General features: G+C 42.2%; 13 protein-coding genes. 5 read left to right on the forward strand and 8 right to left on the reverse strand.

All coding sequences use genetic code 11. The features are described from left to right. Nucleotides 1–1,217 precede the first annotated feature (1,217 nt). The 3 genes from focA (at nt 1,218) to L2703_RS09955 (ending at nt 5,746) form a co-directional block, all read left to right on the forward strand. Complete coding sequence (gene focA, locus L2703_RS09945) at nt 1,218–2,840, forward strand: formate transporter FocA (protein ID WP_248970937.1); 1,623 nt, start codon at nt 1,218–1,220, stop codon at nt 2,838–2,840. 297 nt (nt 2,841–3,137) lie between these two features. Next, on the forward strand, nt 3,138–4,061 hold the full coding sequence (locus L2703_RS09950; protein WP_248970938.1) for a hypothetical protein: 924 nt from the start codon (nt 3,138–3,140) through the stop codon (nt 4,059–4,061). Nucleotides 4,062–4,282: 221 nt separating this feature from the next. Continuing rightward, complete coding sequence (locus L2703_RS09955) at nt 4,283–5,746, forward strand: Lcl C-terminal domain-containing protein (RefSeq protein ID WP_248970939.1); 1,464 nt, start codon at nt 4,283–4,285, stop codon at nt 5,744–5,746. Between the two features lie 317 nt (nt 5,747–6,063). On the opposite strand, the gene L2703_RS09960 is transcribed toward L2703_RS09955, so the two are convergent. Together L2703_RS09960 and L2703_RS09965 are read right to left on the reverse strand one after the other, a co-directional pair. Continuing rightward, nucleotides 6,064–6,213, reverse strand: coding sequence for a hypothetical protein (locus L2703_RS09960; RefSeq protein ID WP_248970940.1), 150 nt, complete (start codon nt 6,211–6,213; stop codon nt 6,064–6,066). Nucleotides 6,214–6,372: 159 nt separating this feature from the next. Then, complete coding sequence (locus L2703_RS09965) at nt 6,373–8,160, reverse strand: aminopeptidase P family protein (RefSeq protein ID WP_248970941.1); 1,788 nt, start codon at nt 8,158–8,160, stop codon at nt 6,373–6,375. A gap of 205 nt (nt 8,161–8,365) precedes the next feature. Between L2703_RS09965 and L2703_RS09970 the strand changes: the two genes are divergently transcribed. Next, nucleotides 8,366–9,580, forward strand: a complete 1,215-nt coding sequence (locus L2703_RS09970; protein WP_248970942.1) for a M24 family metallopeptidase — start codon at nt 8,366–8,368, stop codon at nt 9,578–9,580. 98 nt (nt 9,581–9,678) lie between these two features. Here L2703_RS09970 and bamJ read toward each other — a convergent pair whose 3' ends face one another. The 6 genes from bamJ to L2703_RS10000 all read right to left on the reverse strand — a co-directional run bounded on the left by bamJ (nt 9,679) and on the right by L2703_RS10000 (nt 14,422). Next, a complete protein-coding gene (gene bamJ, locus L2703_RS09975) occupies nt 9,679–10,149 on the reverse strand; it encodes a BamJ family beta-barrel-assembly machinery protein (RefSeq protein WP_248970943.1) in 471 nt (156 codons plus the stop codon). Between the two features lie 103 nt (nt 10,150–10,252). Next, nucleotides 10,253–10,594 (reverse strand): DUF1294 domain-containing protein, encoded by a 342-nt coding sequence (locus L2703_RS09980; RefSeq protein WP_248970944.1) that lies wholly within the window; start codon nt 10,592–10,594, stop codon nt 10,253–10,255. Nucleotides 10,595–10,825: 231 nt separating this feature from the next. Then, complete coding sequence (locus tag L2703_RS09985; protein ID WP_248970945.1) at nt 10,826–11,446, reverse strand: YceI family protein; 621 nt, start codon at nt 11,444–11,446, stop codon at nt 10,826–10,828. Between the two features lie 34 nt (nt 11,447–11,480). Continuing rightward, complete coding sequence (locus tag L2703_RS09990; RefSeq protein WP_248970946.1) at nt 11,481–12,629, reverse strand: DUF418 domain-containing protein; 1,149 nt, start codon at nt 12,627–12,629, stop codon at nt 11,481–11,483. 167 nt (nt 12,630–12,796) lie between these two features. Then, nucleotides 12,797–13,684: a prohibitin family protein gene (locus L2703_RS09995; RefSeq protein ID WP_248970947.1), complete on the reverse strand. Its 888-nt coding sequence runs from the start codon at nt 13,682–13,684 to the stop codon at nt 12,797–12,799. A gap of 261 nt (nt 13,685–13,945) precedes the next feature. Beyond that, complete coding sequence (locus L2703_RS10000) at nt 13,946–14,422, reverse strand: hotdog fold domain-containing protein (protein ID WP_248970948.1); 477 nt, start codon at nt 14,420–14,422, stop codon at nt 13,946–13,948. 151 nt (nt 14,423–14,573) lie between these two features. Here L2703_RS10000 and L2703_RS10005 point away from each other — a divergent pair, with 151 nt between their 5' ends. Next, entirely contained in the window at nt 14,574–15,509 is a 936-nt protein-coding gene (locus L2703_RS10005; protein WP_487250751.1) for a polyprenyl-phosphate transporter, read from the forward strand. The last annotated feature ends 190 nt before the right edge of the window (nt 15,510–15,699 follow it).

Here is a 15,699-nt window from a genome sequence, read left to right on the forward strand (position 1 = left end):
TAGTTGAAAAACGTTAAGCTTGAATGAGATACCCTATTGGGGCGCCATCAATAAGCGGTCGCGGAGTATAACAAACTTTTGTTTAAATCCTGAACTTTATCTGTGTTTGTTGATAAGTTTTTTTCGATACAGTAAACCCAGTCAAACAAGTCGCTGCCAGGATAATTTGGTATGCACATGACAACGCTTGGGTTGAGGCTGTATAAAGGATTATTGCTATACTCGCTCAATATTATCGTGCTTATTTTACCCTAGAATCCCTAACTTAAGTGCGCGTTACCTCATCAACAGCAGTTATCTATATTAGCCTTTGTATCAACCTTCAATTTAATTGCTTGTGGTTACCTGTAAATTTGATACTTAACCTGAGCGCGGGATAAGGGATGAACTTATGCTATTTAAAATCAACATGTTACCCATTCTCACTTTCAAGCTTGTCATGTGTTCTGCTAACAAGGCGAATTGACGCGTCAATAGCTAGCCTATTGTAAGTCGATTCAACGCAGTGAGCAGGGCAAAGGACTGTTTGAAAGGCATTTATTATCCCGCGCTCAGGTTACTTAGTATCAAGTCTGTTTTTCCACGTCGTTACTGGGCTTTGCGTTCTCGCTATTTGAAAGGGAACAACCATGACGACATAGCGACGCCTTAATCAACAACCGCTGGACGCATTCTGCATAGTCACTGATTAACCTCAACTCTGGATAAGAGATGTATTGATAACGATATAAATCAATAGATTGACTAAAATCCACAGTCAAGCTTGTGATTTGTTTTGCTAACAAGGCGAATTAACGCGTCAATAGCTAGCCTATTGCAAGTTAATTCAACGCAGTGAGGAAGGCAAAGGACTGCTTGAAAGGCGTTTGTTATCCAGAGCTGAGGTTTATTAATGCGCAATGGAATAAGAGTGGGCGCTTTGGCATTCAATTCAGCGTGTGGAGCCTAATTCAAACCGCTTGTTTTTTACACTTCCCCCCTTTTTTAAACCAGTCACCCCTCAAAAAAGCCTGTTTACAGCAGTATTTTTTGCACGCTTTGGGTATCAGTTTTATTGATACTACACCTAAAAAAGACTCAATATTATTTTTGCTTGGCTGGGGATATGCTCAATATGTAGTGATTTATGTCATAAACAAATTCAAGGAGTTACCTATGTATATAGCTACTGGATATTCCTCTTATTATGTTATCTGCAATACGATGAGGATGACATTATGAGAGCGCCTTACATTCAAGAGGCACCTCATCATCATGGGCCTTGTCGGTCAATAAACCACCTTACGGTAGTTGAAACACCTTTACCGATGAGCTCATTTGACAAAGCGGCCAACTATGGCGAAACCAAAGTCACGAAAAATGTTGCGCAATCATTTGGATTATCGGTTTTTGCAGGGGCTTTTATCGCGTTAGCATTTGTATTTTACCTTACTGTCACCACAGGTTCGGCTCAACACTCATGGGGCTTAGTGAGGTTTAGTGGTGGTGTGGCCTTCAGCTTAGGTTTGATCCTCGTCGTGGTGCTAGGTGGAGAGCTTTTTACCAGTACCGTATTAAGTGCCATTGCCTGGGCACAAAACAAGGTCACTACTAAGCAGTTATTAAGCTGTTGGATACGTGTGTATTTAGGCAACTTATGTGGCGCCATGTTGATATTGCTATTGGTGATGCTGTCAAAAATGTATGGCTTAGATGGTAATGAGTGGGGGCTCAATGCGCTACACCTGGCCCAGCATAAAATTCACCATGACTGGAGCCAAGCTTTTGCTTTAGGCACCTTATGCAACTTATTAGTGTGTTTGGGTGTTTGGATGACTTTTAGCTGTAAAGAGGTTTTGGCCAAATCTTTATTGTTGATTTTGCCCGTGGCTATGTTTGTCTCAAGCGGCTTTGAGCACAGTATTGCCAATTTGTTTATGGTGCCTTTAGGCATTGCCATTCAGCATTTTGCAGGCAGTGAGTATTTTGTTGCTTTAGGTGTGGTACCACAAGTATTTGCAGACTTAACGATCAGTAATTTTGTTGTACATAACTTGATCCCTGTGACACTGGGTAATATTTTGGGTGGCGCTGTATTTGTCGGTTTAGGTTATTACTGGATTGATAATAAAGGCACTTATGCTAATCAAACCGCGACATCGCTGCATGTTAGTCCTTTTAGCGACGCCCATATCCACACATCTGTACATGTTCACACGCCTAGTGTTCAGCAAGGCCCGCCTGATTTTGATCCATTGCAACAAACTTACAGTGCTTTACACACTCAACATCCACACAGTAAAGAGTACATCGCCATGAAAAATAAAATCCAAAAACTTATCGTCAGTGAATTGATGGACACTAAACCTGCCACACTTTCAATTGATATGTCTATCTATGACGCGTTGACATTGCTTGCTCGTAATAATGTGCCTAGTGCGCCAGTGATCGATAGTGATAATCAGTTGTTAGGTTTTGTTTCTGAACAAGATTTAATGCGTTTACTTTGGTCTGAGGAGTTTTCAGCTAAATTACCGATTTCTGTTAAAGACATTATGCAAACTAACATACTTACCGTGTCGCCCAACGACAATCTTGCTCAGTTACTTGAGTTTATGGTGGTTGATAAAAACAAGCTCTTCCCTGTGAGCGACAATGGAATGTACATCAGTGGAGGGTATCAAAGCTACGAAGCACGTTTACGTGGTGCGTCAGCGGCAGTGCCAAGCGTTTATCCTGTGGTTGAACAGGGGCGATTATGCGGTGTGATCCGCCGCGAAGCATTGTTAAAAATGTTCTCAAACTATTATAGCCCCAAGCAGGATGGCAGTTGCTCGCCAACGGAGCAATCGGTTGCGTAATCTTGTGTGAGCATCTTGTGCAGTCATTTGTTAATTGGCTCCCTCAACTCAACCATGCTTAAGTTGAGGGGCGTACTTGCTCATTCTGTGAGGTGTTGCACATCTCACTTGCTTGGTCATCTGCATTACAAGCCCATATCACGCTCGTTAAATTGTGTTGTACTGTTGTTTGATATTCATACAAAGCCAATCTAAAATAAATCTGATAAAGCTGTCGATTTTATCAAACAGTGCTGCCTTTTACGGCTATTATAGGTATGTCCCCATTATGCTTTTTTTACTGTCACGAGTTAATTGATGAATGCAGTTCAGCGCTCTTGTTTATTATTAACCCTCCTTATTACAGGGGGAATGATGCTTGCCTCTACCTGCCATTCAGAAGACCAATTTGTGATTAATCGCTCTGAATCAGAATTAGACAGTCGCTACCAATATACCTATGACCTATTGGCATTGGTGATTGAGGCAACTCATGCTGATTTTGGCGAGGGGAGTTTAGTGGTTGCAGATACTAGAATGAGCCGAAATCGTATTTTTAGATCATTAAAGGGCGGCGAAGGCGTTAATGTTATTGCCGAAGCGCCACAGCTTGAGTGGAACCAAGAGCTTATTCCGATAAAAATCCCTATACGCAAGGGCATTCAGGGCTTTCGATTATTTATTATTAAAAAAGACAATATAAGGACGCTTGCTAATGTCAGCACTCTGGCGCAGTTAATGGTGCTTAAAACCGGCTCAGGTAGCCAGTGGTCGACAAAATTTGCCATGACAAAAGCAGGTTTTGATGTTGTTGAAAGCACCCAGTATGAAACTTTATTTAATATGCTGTCTAAAGACCGCTTTATCACTTTTGGGCGGGGAGTTAATGAGGTTTTTCAAGAGTTGTCGCTCTTTAAGCCCTTGTATCCGGAATTAGTGGTTGATGAGCATGTGTTACTGCACATTCCTCTGGCAACTTACTATTATGTATCGCCAAACAAACCTCGGCTTGCTCAGAGAATTGAGGTTGGCTTAAAGCGGATTATTGCCAATGGCCAATTTGATCAATTGTTTTACCAACATCACTGCGAGTTTTTGCTCAATGCAAAATTATATAACAGATTAATTTTCAAAATTGATAATCCTTATATTTCAGAAGCTGAAATCACCTCAGTTGTCGGTAAAGACTTTTTACTGGACCCCAAAGATGACTTTGAAGCGTTGTGCCTGCAATATCAATAACTTGTTTCGCTTGCCATTGGCGACAAGTTAGCACCTGTTAACGCATTTTATGCTTTTTCCTCAATACTGACATTCAACTTTCCTAATGCCAATGTGAGCTCGATCCCGCTTTAGCAATAGCTAACAGTATTTGCGTTTTTTATGCACAATTTCTGCACGTTAAGGCGCTATTGTACAGCCAGGTTGTAAAGCATTAATACGCCAGGTGCAGAGGATTAGGAATGAAAATTCAAACTAAGTTAACCCAAGTTAGCATGCTTGTAATGCTACTGATAATGGGTGGGTGTGGTAGCTCATCTTCAGATGAAACGACAGAGCTTGCTGTAACGGATGGAACTTCAGAAACGATAGAAGGTGAGGATGCAGCAACGGTATATTCTTATGCCATTGCCGATTCTGCCCAAAGCCTGTGTTATGACAATAATATCGAGCTAGCTTGCCCTGCATCATTAGAAGATTTTTATGGTCAAGATGGTCAAACCGTCAATGGCAGTGAGCAAAGTTACACCACCAATGTAACTGATGATGGCGACATTACGGTCACCGATAATGTCACAGGAATTATCTGGACCCAAAGCCCAGAAATGAACAATGATGGTGAAATTACCAGTGATGACAAGCTAAGCTCTAGTGCAGCGGCAAGTTATTGTGAAGCATTAGATTACGCAGGCCAAACCGATTGGCAACTGCCTAATGTAAAACAGCTTTACTCATTGATGAACTTTCAAGGAACCGATCCAACGTCTGACGATCTTACTTACCTACAACCGTTTATCGATTGGAACTATTTTGCTTTTGCCTACGGCAGCACCGACAATGAACGAATCATCGATTCTCAATATGCAACAACTTCAACGTTTACTAATGGTGAAGGTACTTCGATGATGTTTGGGGTGAATTTTGCTGATGGACGTATTAAAGGTTACGAAGAAGAGTTCTTTAATGGCGACAAAACCTATTTTGTCATGTGTATGCGTGGCAATACCAGTTATGCGACCAACGATTTTATCGACAACGGTGATCATACTATTACCGACAATGCCACTAACTTAATGTGGGCGCAATCTGACAGTGGTGCAGATTATGATGAAACAACGGGCACTGTGACAGAGTCGGCAGGGTTTGATTACACCAAACTTGATTGGACCGACGCCGATGGCAATGGCTTGATCATTGCCGATGACACAGATTTGGCTGGTGCAATGTTATGGCAAGATGCCTTTGCTTACGTTAAAGCCATGAATGCGGCTAATTATTTAGGTTACAGCGATTGGCGTTTACCGAACATAAAAGAGTTACATAGCCTAGTTGAATACACCGAAAAACTCGCTGATACCGATTATGCTGTGATTGACGATGTGTTTAACATTACCACGATTACCGACGAAAATGGGGAAGCTGATTATGGCCTATATTGGAGCAGCACAACCCATGCAACAGACGGTGCTTATTCTGATGATACGGAGTTAAATACAACCTATGGTAATGCAGCCTCTTATGTCGCCTTTGGTAAAGCGCTTGGCTACGACAGTGATGCCGGACGTTGGGTCGATGTGCATGGTGCCGGTGCGCAACGCAGCGACCCAAAAGTATGGGATGGTGAAGACTACTCTGGTGGCTATGGCCCTCAATACGATAGCGTTCGCATTTACAACTATGTTCGTTTAGTACGTGATGTAAACTAAATTTTTGACCTAACATAACCTCAGCTCTGGATAACAAACGCCTTTCAAGCAGTCCTTTGCCTTCCTCACTGCGTTGAATTAACTTGCAATAGGCTAGCTATTGACGCGTTAATTCGCCTTGTTAGCAAAACAAATCACAAGCTTGACAGTGGATTTTAGTCAATCTATTGATTTATATCGTTATCAATACATCTCTTATCCAGAGTTGAGGTTAACATAATAAAAACGCAGGCTTGTAAGTGCCTGCGTTTTTTATTGTTAATATGCCAGGTTTGGCTCGATAAACAACACAACAATACTCATTGGTATAGTGGCAATCACACCGCAGATAATCCCCCTGCATTATTATGTTGATCCGCTTTAGGGTAGTTGCTTAAGGTGATGAGTTTGAGGCTAAGATAACCATAACCATAACCATAACCATAACCATAACCATAACCACAAAGAGCCCCCTTCAATAATGGCATCGATAATGATCCACTTTATCGGTTAGACCATTGCGCTACCCAAAGCAGATAGCGTGTTTTCTATCACTGCCATACCTTTTGACTTTGATTCGTTGTAAAAAAAGGCTTAGAAGATTAACTCACTCTAAGCCTTTATCTTGTTATGCTTTAACCACTATTTTAAATGACCTCAGTGACTTTATTTAACCAGGCTAGCTCGTCGCCTTGCATTAATGGCGCAAGGGTTTGACGTACTTTTTGTTGGTATTGATTAAACCAATTTACTTCAAAATCAGTTAATAATGACTTGTCTATTAAGCGGGCATCCATTGGGATGTGAGTTAATGCGTCAAACTCATACATTTCACGTTCAGCCCCTTGTAGGGCTTGGCACGGCTGCACCGCCACAAGGTTTTCGATACGAATACCAAAACCGTCGGCGCGGTAATAGCCTGGCTCGTTTGACAATACCATGCCAGGTAACAGCGCAACGCCATTAACGTTTTTACCAATACGCTGTGGGCCTTCGTGCACACTCAAAAAGTGGCCAACGCCATGGCCGGTACCGTGGTCATAATCAAAACCGTGTTGCCATAAATACTGGCGGGCAAAAGCGTCGAGTTGTTGGCCCGAAGTGCCCTTAGGAAAGCGTGCTGTATCTAATGCAATATGGCCTTTTAGTACTAAGGTGACCATTTTTTTCTGCTCGTCAGTAACTTTACCAATGGCGATAGTGCGGGTGACATCGGTGGTGCCATCAATATATTGCGCACCAGAGTCAACCAGATAAATACTGTCCATGGTCATGGTGCTTGGGGTGCCATTATTGTGGTTGTAATGACACATGGCGGCATTGGCACCGGTGGCTGAGATAGTGTCAAAACTTGGTTCACGGTAGAGAGGGTCTTGCAGTCTAAAGCTTTCTAATTTATCTGCCAATTGTGCTTCATCGTGCATGATGTGCTGTTCAACTTGGCTGTCTAACCAGGCTAAAAAGCGGCTAACAGCAACGCCATCACGAATATGGCAGGCGCGCATACCAGCAAGCTCTGCGCTATTTTTTTGCGCTTTAGGTATTGCGACAGGATCTGTACCGGCAATCAGTTTAGCACCGCCTTTTTGCGCCAATAATTGTGAGTATGCATTGGCTGAATGTGGGTCGGCTAATAACTTAACGCCTTCCATTTTAGCTAAAACGCATGCTAATTCAGACTCTTCTTTAAAGCTCACACCAGCGCCTACATGCTCAGCAATGTTGTTAGGCACTTTGGCTAAATCGGTAAAAAAGGTCATGTCGCCATTGGCCGATAATAAACCGCAGCCCAGTATGACCGGGAAGCGTGGCACGTCATTACCACGGATGTTTAACAGCCAACAGCATGAATCTAATGCCGCGATAAGTGCCACATCGGCACCTTGTTTTTTTACAAGTGCTCCAATTTGTTGGCGTTTTTCAACACTATTACGCCCAGCACCTTCATGGCTAAATAAGGTCATGGTTGATGCTGATGGCGCGGGGCGATCTAGCCAGCTCACATCAATGGGGTTGTCATTCACTTCAACCAAATTGATTTGGGCCTTATCAAATTGGGCTTTGGTTTGTTGATACCAAGCAAGGGTATGTAATCGGCTGTCGATACCCACGCTAGCTCCTGCGGGTAATGTATCGATTAACCAGTCAATTTGTGGGTCGTCATACAGGCTTAAGTATTCAAATAAACTGCCATCAACTTGTTGGCGCACCTGCACTGTGTAACGGCCGTCGGTAAAAATAGCGGCGCGGTCTTTTAATACAATCGCCATACCTGCTGAGCCGGTAAAGCCGGTGGCCCAGTGTAAGCGCTCATTTCGCGCAGGTACGTATTCACCTAAATATTCATCGGCACGGGGAATAATAAAAGCATCGATTTGGTTAACTTCAAGTTGCTGGCGAATGGCATTAAGGCGGGTGGCAATATTATTAGACATGGTTTCTCCGTTGGAGGCGACTGATGAACTCAGCTCTGTAAATGAGGCTCAATTATCGCAAGGGCAACAGCAGCCTTGCAAGTAAAGTCGCTAACAATAGCGTGGCTTAAATTGTAAACTTATATTGTATACAATGGTCACTCTGCATTGTAAGCGCTATTCTTGTTAGCGTTTATCTGACAATAACAATAATAAAGGACTCGTGATGACAATCGGCGTTGGTGGTGTTAGCCCGCAGCAGGCTTTAGCTAAATTATGTAAAATGACAGACGGTGTAGCAGCAATAAGCGAGGATGAATTTCATCAACGCATACAGCGTGCACAGCAGTTAATGGCACAACATGGCTTAGATGCTATTTATGTAAATGCGGGGACGAACTTATATTATTTTACTGGTACGCGCTGGTATTCAAGCGAGCGTATGGTTGGGGCGATTATTCCTGCTGTGGGGGCCATGCAATATATTGCTCCTGCATTTGAACTCGATACCTTGCAAGGGTATATGGCCATTCAAGGTCAGGTTAATACCTGGCATGAAGACCAAAGTCCATACCAATTATTTGCCAATGTGCTCGACAACATGGGCCTAACGCAAGGCCAAATTGGTATTGATGAGTCCACCCCGTTTTTTATAAGCAACGGCATTGCTCAAGCTGCGCCTCAACATTGCTTTACCAGCGCTACAACCGTAACAGCAGGTTGTCGTATGATTAAATCTGCTGCCGAAATTGCGTTAATGCAACGAGCAAAAGACATGACGCTTGAGGTGCATAAAGCGGCTGCAAGTATATTGCTTGAAGGCATTACTACTGCGGAGGTTGAAGACTTTATCGACCAGGCACATTATGCGGTAGGAGCACCGAACGGGTCGTACTTTTGCATTGTATTATTTGGCGAAGATACCGCTTATCCCCATGGCGTTAAGTCGCCAAAGTCGTTAGCGATTAACGACACAGTGCTGATTGATACCGGCTGTCAGTTGCACGGTTATAACTCTGATATTACTCGCACTTATGTGTTTGGTGAGCCCAGTGAACGTCAACGCCAGTTATGGCAGTTAGAGCAAGATGCACAACTTGCGGCATTTGCTGCTGCACAAATTGGTACGCCTTGTTGTGAGGTTGATGTTGCCGCACGCAAAGTATTACAAGATGCAGGATTTGGCCCTGGTTACAAAGTACCAGGTTTACCGCATCGAACAGGTCATGGCATAGGTTTAGATATTCATGAATGGCCGTATTTAGTCGGCAATGATTCAACTTTACTGGCCAGTGGCATGTGTTTTAGTAACGAGCCCATGTTGTGCGTGCCAGGTGAGTTTGGTATTCGTCATGAAGACCACTTTTACATGACGCCTCAAGGGCCTAAATGGTTTACTCCGCCAGCTAAATCAATTGACGACCCGTTTTACCTAGGCTGATTTTAAGCGTTAAATTGTCATCGCACATGCGTTGAAAAATGAAAAGCCTCCGTCTTTGGAGGCTTTTCATTTTTATGTTCGATTATCTTGCGTTGTAATTAGTTAATCTCAAATAACTCAACATCAAATATCAGTACCGAGCCACCAACAATTTTGCCGGTTGAGCGGTTACCGTAGGCGAGTTGGCTTGGAATATAAAAGCGAAACTTGTCGCCCACTGTCATTAATTGTACGCCTTCTGTCCAGCCTTTAATCACCTGGTTTAAGCCAAAGCTAATGGTTTCACCGCGATCAACCGAACTGTCAAATACAGTACCGTTGATTAATGTGCCATGGTAATGCACTGTTACTTTACTATTGGCTTTAGGGTTTTCGGTGTTATCGCTTTTGGTGAGGATTTCATACTGCAAACCAGACAAGGTTTGTATGACACCTTCGCGTTTAGCGTTTTCGGCTAAAAATAGTTTCCCTTTTTCGATGTTTTCTTTTGCTGCTTTTGAGTTATTAGCTTGAGTAAAAAAGTAAAATATTACTCCAGCAATTACCACGACGGCCAAAATCATACGCATAGTCATTCTCTAAATATTGGTTTTTGTTGCTTGAGTTTACCGTAAAACCACTTAGGCTTACACAGCTTGTCATTCTAAATATGGCGGTACCACAGGCGCGGCCTTATTGTATTGTTGCCGACGAATAATACCAATAACTGGCCACACTCACGAGCATCGTATTGGTCAATATGCAGCACCATAAAATACGAATAAACGATGTTTTTTGCGTTTTATGGCGAAAGTAATGTTGCCCGAGCAGCGCCGCTGGCCAGCCACCGAGTACAGCTGCAATATGCAAGGTTTTCTCGCTGATGCGTGATGCGTTTTTTATCGATGCGCGTTTATCGATAAAATACAACCCAAGAGTGAGTAAATTCAGTAACAAAAAACCTGCACCCAACCAAGGCTGGATAAGGGTTAAACTGAGGGAAAATACTAGGAGTAGCCAAGAAAATGTATTCATATCATTGAGTGTATTATTTAACCTGAGTTCGGGATAATAAACGCCTTTCAAACAGTCCTTTGCCCTGTTAATTGCGTTGAATCGACTTGCAATAGGTTAGCTATTGACGCGTCAATTCGCCTTGTTAGCAGAACAAATGACAAGCTTGAAAGTGATAAAAGGTAACATGTTGATTTAAAATAGCATAAGTTCATCCCTCATCCCGAACTCAGGTTATTTAACAGTAAAAGATTATTGTTTTAGAAATTCTGCATAAATTTCAAGTTGTACCTCATCACCAACTAAAGGGATGTAACTTGCCATATCAAATTCAGAACGCGTTATATTGCCTGTTGCACTAAATCCTAATGTGTATTTACCTGTCATCCAGTTATCGGCACCACCATGAAAACGAGCAATAAAACTGGCTGGGCGTGTTACGCCATGTAGGGTTAATTGGCCATAAAATTCAAATTGATCATCTGCTAATGGTTTTACACCTTGGCTGACAAATTTGGCTTGAGGAAATTGTTGGCTGTCAAACCAGTCACTGCCCTGCAAGGTGTCAGCCAAGTCGGCATTGTTGACATCAATTGAACGAATATCGACTAGCGCTTGTAAGCTCGCAGTACTGATATTTTGCGGGTCAAAATTTAAGCTGGCATCAAATTGATTAAAACGACCTACATAAGTTGATAAGCCTAAATGTTGAATTTTAAATAGTAATGCAGCATGGTTTGGGTCGAGTTTATATTGTCCAGACTCGAGTGTAACCAGATTCGTGTTCACCGATGGTGCAAGCCAACTAACACAGCTACTGACTGTAAAACACAAGGCTAATCCCAGAGCTAAAGAGAGCGATTTTGCTTTCATTGTACTGCTTCCTTAATGTTGCGTTTACGGTTATTTATGCACACTTTGATACCAAATAACGCCATAGTTTTTCTAACGGCCCCTGGTTAAAGTAGCGTAAATACACATGTGCCAACCCTAGTTGCACCATGCTATAAATCATCGCGATAAAGAAATAACCAATACGGTCGAGCTCTTGCTGCCATTGAGGTGCAAAGTAGCGCAACAATACAATCCCGACAATGGACTGTAGAATATATAAACTGAATGCTAGCTTCCCGACGTTTTGCAGCGCGCTTAAACGCTGTGGGCTGTTGTTACACACGAGGCAAATAATATGGATGTACACTAACGCACACGCTAAAGCACTGAGCAGTAAAATCACATCAGATAAACTCATCAATATGCTGTTGCCGCTAAAACTGAGCACGCAATCAATTAGCGATAACATGATAGCCCAAAAGGTAAACTGCTTAACTGATGGAGTATCAAATCCCTCGCTAAATACATGACGTTTGTACATGGCCATGCCAATAAGCATCAATCCGGCGATATACCACATTAAGGTTAATGGAATAACCATGACCATGTAACCAACCAACATAAGATGCATGAGCAGTTGTTCTGTATAAGTACCAGTCCAGGCTGATAATTGCTCAGTAAATAACGCTGAGTCACGCAGATACACTTGGTCATCTGGGCTAAGGGAAATGAGTGCAATAGGAATAAGCGACAAAAAAATAAACCATTTAGCCCGTTTAATTAACGCATCTGCATCGAGGTAGCGATATTTAAACGCCAGTAATCCACTGATCCCATATGACAGTAAAATATCACCCGGGAAGATAAAAATCCCATGAATAATACCAAAGATGATCAGCCAGTATAAACGCCACTTTTGTTGTTTGAGGAACTGATGTGATGATGGTTGTGTTAACGCTAATTGGTATTTTTGAAACTGAATTAACATACCCGCGCCAAAAATGATCGCAAATAAACTAAAAAAGCGTCCTTCTAAAAAGAAGTTACTCAACAGCTCGATGGCAATGTCACTATAAGGCTGCACTGCGTGTGGGGCATAACCATAAAAACTGTTGCCCATAAAGTAAATATTGAGGAAAAATATCCCTAATACGCCAACACCACGAATCGCATCGAGGTTGGCTAAACGGGGTGGGTGAGTTTGTTGGCAATGTTCATCCATGGAGGTTGCACTGTTAATTACAGTATTCCTTTTGTAATGTGTGACCGATAAAAGCCATCATTAATGAATCGAGCATGCCAGTCAATATGACTCTTTTTAAAATAAAAAAAAAGAACCAAGCACTTAGCTTGGTTCTGTTAGGTTTATCGTTTAAGGATTTAATTGTGTTATTTGTTTTTTTGCACTTCTAAAAACGGAATAGTACCCGTTGGCAACATAGTCGATGGGAGTTTACCGTCCCATCTTTCTGCTTTAGTCAGTTCTACTAAATTTTGATTTTGCGCTAGGGCTTCAGCACGCATTTTAATGGCTGATGCTTCGGCATTACCTTTAATGCGGATACTTTCGGCTTCGGCAATCGCGCGGGCTAATTGTGAGTCTGCTTCAGCTTGTGCTTGAGTCACCGCAATTTGCGCACTTACACGTTCTTTTTCAAGATTTTGCAATTGGGTTTGAACTTCGACTTCGGCGCGCATTCTGTCTTCTACCGATTTCTCATAAGCATTAGAGAAGTCGATGTTTTCAATTTGTACTGAGGTAATGGTTACCGGACCTTTAATTGATTTAGTGATTGCCTCGGTTACATCAATACCAAACTTAATACGTTCTTGCACCGCAGAAATCGCAGTATATTTACCAAAAATGTTTTCAACTTGAGTGGGTACCTGGCGATCGAGTAAGCGCGAAACCATAGAGTCGATACCTTTAAACTTGGCGTAGACTTCTTCAACACGATCAGGCGGCACACTAAACGTCACTGACGCGCGTAAGGTGGCAGGTTGCTGATCGCGGCTATAGGCTTGCAATGCTTGGTAGCTTGCGGTGTGCGTTTGAGTTGAGATTTTTACCACAGTGTCCATTAATGGAATTTTAAATCCAAGCCCAGGCTCTGCAGTGTCGATGATTTTACCATTGCGTAATACCACACCACGCTCACCTTGGTCGACGGTATACCAACTGCCATACAGACTAATCAGCAATAGCAGTAATATAGAAACTGGAATGATTTTACCTAAATGATTAGTACTCACTCTTGATAGATCGTTTTTTAACATTGTGCTTCCTTAGCGGTTGTTGACTTTTCAAGGTTGTTTTTGCAGCGAATTGTTGACCATTACTCATATACAAGTGCGCGTCAGAGACGTAAAGGTGTCGTTATTCTACATAAAAAGTCGATAACGCAGTAAAAATGGCCAACAAACGCTGCCTTAAAGGTTCGGCTAAACACGTGTTTAACTCGAACCAAATTAAACCAGCAAAGATTAGCAGTCCCTTACAAAAATAAAATGAGTATGATGATAGTATGATTTTTGTAACTATTTTTTTGGTTTTTCTGAAATCCACAGTTTAATGTGGCCTTGAACAACTACCACACCATTTGTGTCATAGGCTTTTACGTCAACTAACATATCACCGACTTGCCATTGTTCTGGTGTTACCTCTGCTACACACAAAATATCAGTTCCTGCTTTGGCGGTATAGTCGACCGACATGCCTTTTGGGATCCAACGTAAATGAGCTGGTATAGAGGCTTCGGCCATGGTGCCCATTGCCATTTCTAAACCATTACAAATTGCAATCACATGTACAGTACCTATGTGGTTTTGCACTTTTTTGCGTTTTTTGATTAGGCATTCGCAACGATTGACTGTTAAGTCAGTAATGTAAGGGTGAATCGTGCCAAAATAAGGTGCCATGCGGGCAACCATTTTAGAAAAAATATGTTTACCAAAAGGGTATGAGGTCACTTTTTTATACAGTGACATGACTTTGTTGGGTTTAGTTAGTGTCATATAAAGAACTCTATTATTGTGAAAAAGCAATCTGGTCGGACGAGGTTAACATTGTTGTAACCTTGGGTGAAGAGATGGCAACTCTTTTTCATCGCTCATTTGCTTGGTGACAGGTATAATTTTATCAGTGCTGAACAGTTAAGGATAAATTGTGAAATCGAACTTGTTGTTGAATTATATCAAAGGTATGGCCATGGGCGCGGCGGATGTGGTTCCGGGGGTGTCAGGCGGAACCATTGCATTTATTACCGGAATATTAGACCCACTTTTAGAAGGCATCCGTAAAATTAATTTTTCTTTGTTTGGTATTATTAAGCAGCAAGGGATTAACGCGGCGTTTATGCACATTAATGGGCCATTTTTGTTGTGTGTGTTTGGCGGCATCTTAACCAGTATTTTCACTTTAGCTAAGTTGATTTCGTGGCTGTTGGCTACGCATCCCATCCCAGTATGGTCGTTCTTTTTTGGCTTAATTATTTACTCTGTGGTGCACATGGTTAAACAGGTCGATAGATACAGCGCCATGCGCATCTTGATGTTTATTTTCGGGGTCGCTTTTGCTTGGGCTATCACGGTATTGCACCCAATAGAGATGCAGATTACTTATCTCAACTTCTTCTTTTGTGGCGCCATTGCAATATGCGCCATGATTTTACCTGGGATTTCTGGCAGTTTTATTTTGCTGCTACTGGGCATGTATCCCGCGGTACTGGCTGCGGCAAAAGGGGTCGATATTGTTTACTTGGCGTGTTTTGCCGCGGGGGCGGCGATTGGTTTACTCAGTTTTAGTCATGTGCTGTCGGCACTGCTGCGTCAGTTTCACGACGCTACTGTGTTGTTTTTAACCGGGTTGATGCTAGGTACATTAGGTAAAATTTGGCCGTGGAAAGAAGTGATCAGCTGGCGCGAAAACAGCAAGGGGGAACAAGTGCCATTACTGGAGCAAAATTTGTCACCATGGCAATTTGAGCAGGTTACAGGTGAACCTTCGCAAATAATGATTGCTGTTGTCTGTGCTTGTATTGGCATAGGTTTAGTATGGGGGCTTGAGTACGTAGGGAGTAAAGCCAAGTCCCGGGTAGGCTAAACCCTTTTTAATAAAAAAGCAGGACTCAGGTTCTGCTTTTTTTATCATTTTTTGATGCTGTGCCATGTTGTGATAATGATACCTACTGACTATAGTGAGTAGTGAGTCAATTTATAGTGAAAACGTTTATAAATAATGAACTTAATTGAATTTCTTCTCGTATAAACAGTAATAATAACTTGTTAACGAA

The sequence above is a fragment of the Shewanella basaltis genome, assembly GCF_023283885.1.
Lineage (GTDB): Bacteria > Pseudomonadota > Gammaproteobacteria > Enterobacterales > Shewanellaceae > Shewanella > Shewanella basaltis.

Bases quoted from the DNA above. Each gene is read 5' to 3' on its own strand.
- focA (WP_248970937.1), top strand. From the start codon at position 1,218: ATGAGAGCGCCTTACATTCAAGAGGCACCTCATCATCATGGGCCTTGT.
- L2703_RS09950 (WP_248970938.1), top strand. From the start codon at position 3,138: ATGAATGCAGTTCAGCGCTCTTGTTTATTATTAACCCTCCTTATTACA.
- L2703_RS09955 (WP_248970939.1), top strand. From the start codon at position 4,283: ATGAAAATTCAAACTAAGTTAACCCAAGTTAGCATGCTTGTAATGCTA.
- L2703_RS09960 (WP_248970940.1), bottom strand. From the start codon at position 6,213: ATGCCATTATTGAAGGGGGCTCTTTGTGGTTATGGTTATGGTTATGGT.
- L2703_RS09965 (WP_248970941.1), bottom strand. From the start codon at position 8,160: ATGTCTAATAATATTGCCACCCGCCTTAATGCCATTCGCCAGCAACTT.
- L2703_RS09970 (WP_248970942.1), top strand. From the start codon at position 8,366: ATGACAATCGGCGTTGGTGGTGTTAGCCCGCAGCAGGCTTTAGCTAAA.
- bamJ (WP_248970943.1), bottom strand. From the start codon at position 10,149: ATGCGTATGATTTTGGCCGTCGTGGTAATTGCTGGAGTAATATTTTAC.
- L2703_RS09980 (WP_248970944.1), bottom strand. From the start codon at position 10,594: ATGAATACATTTTCTTGGCTACTCCTAGTATTTTCCCTCAGTTTAACC.
- L2703_RS09985 (WP_248970945.1), bottom strand. From the start codon at position 11,446: ATGAAAGCAAAATCGCTCTCTTTAGCTCTGGGATTAGCCTTGTGTTTT.
- L2703_RS09990 (WP_248970946.1), bottom strand. From the start codon at position 12,629: ATGGATGAACATTGCCAACAAACTCACCCACCCCGTTTAGCCAACCTC.
- L2703_RS09995 (WP_248970947.1), bottom strand. From the start codon at position 13,684: ATGTTAAAAAACGATCTATCAAGAGTGAGTACTAATCATTTAGGTAAA.
- L2703_RS10000 (WP_248970948.1), bottom strand. From the start codon at position 14,422: ATGACACTAACTAAACCCAACAAAGTCATGTCACTGTATAAAAAAGTG.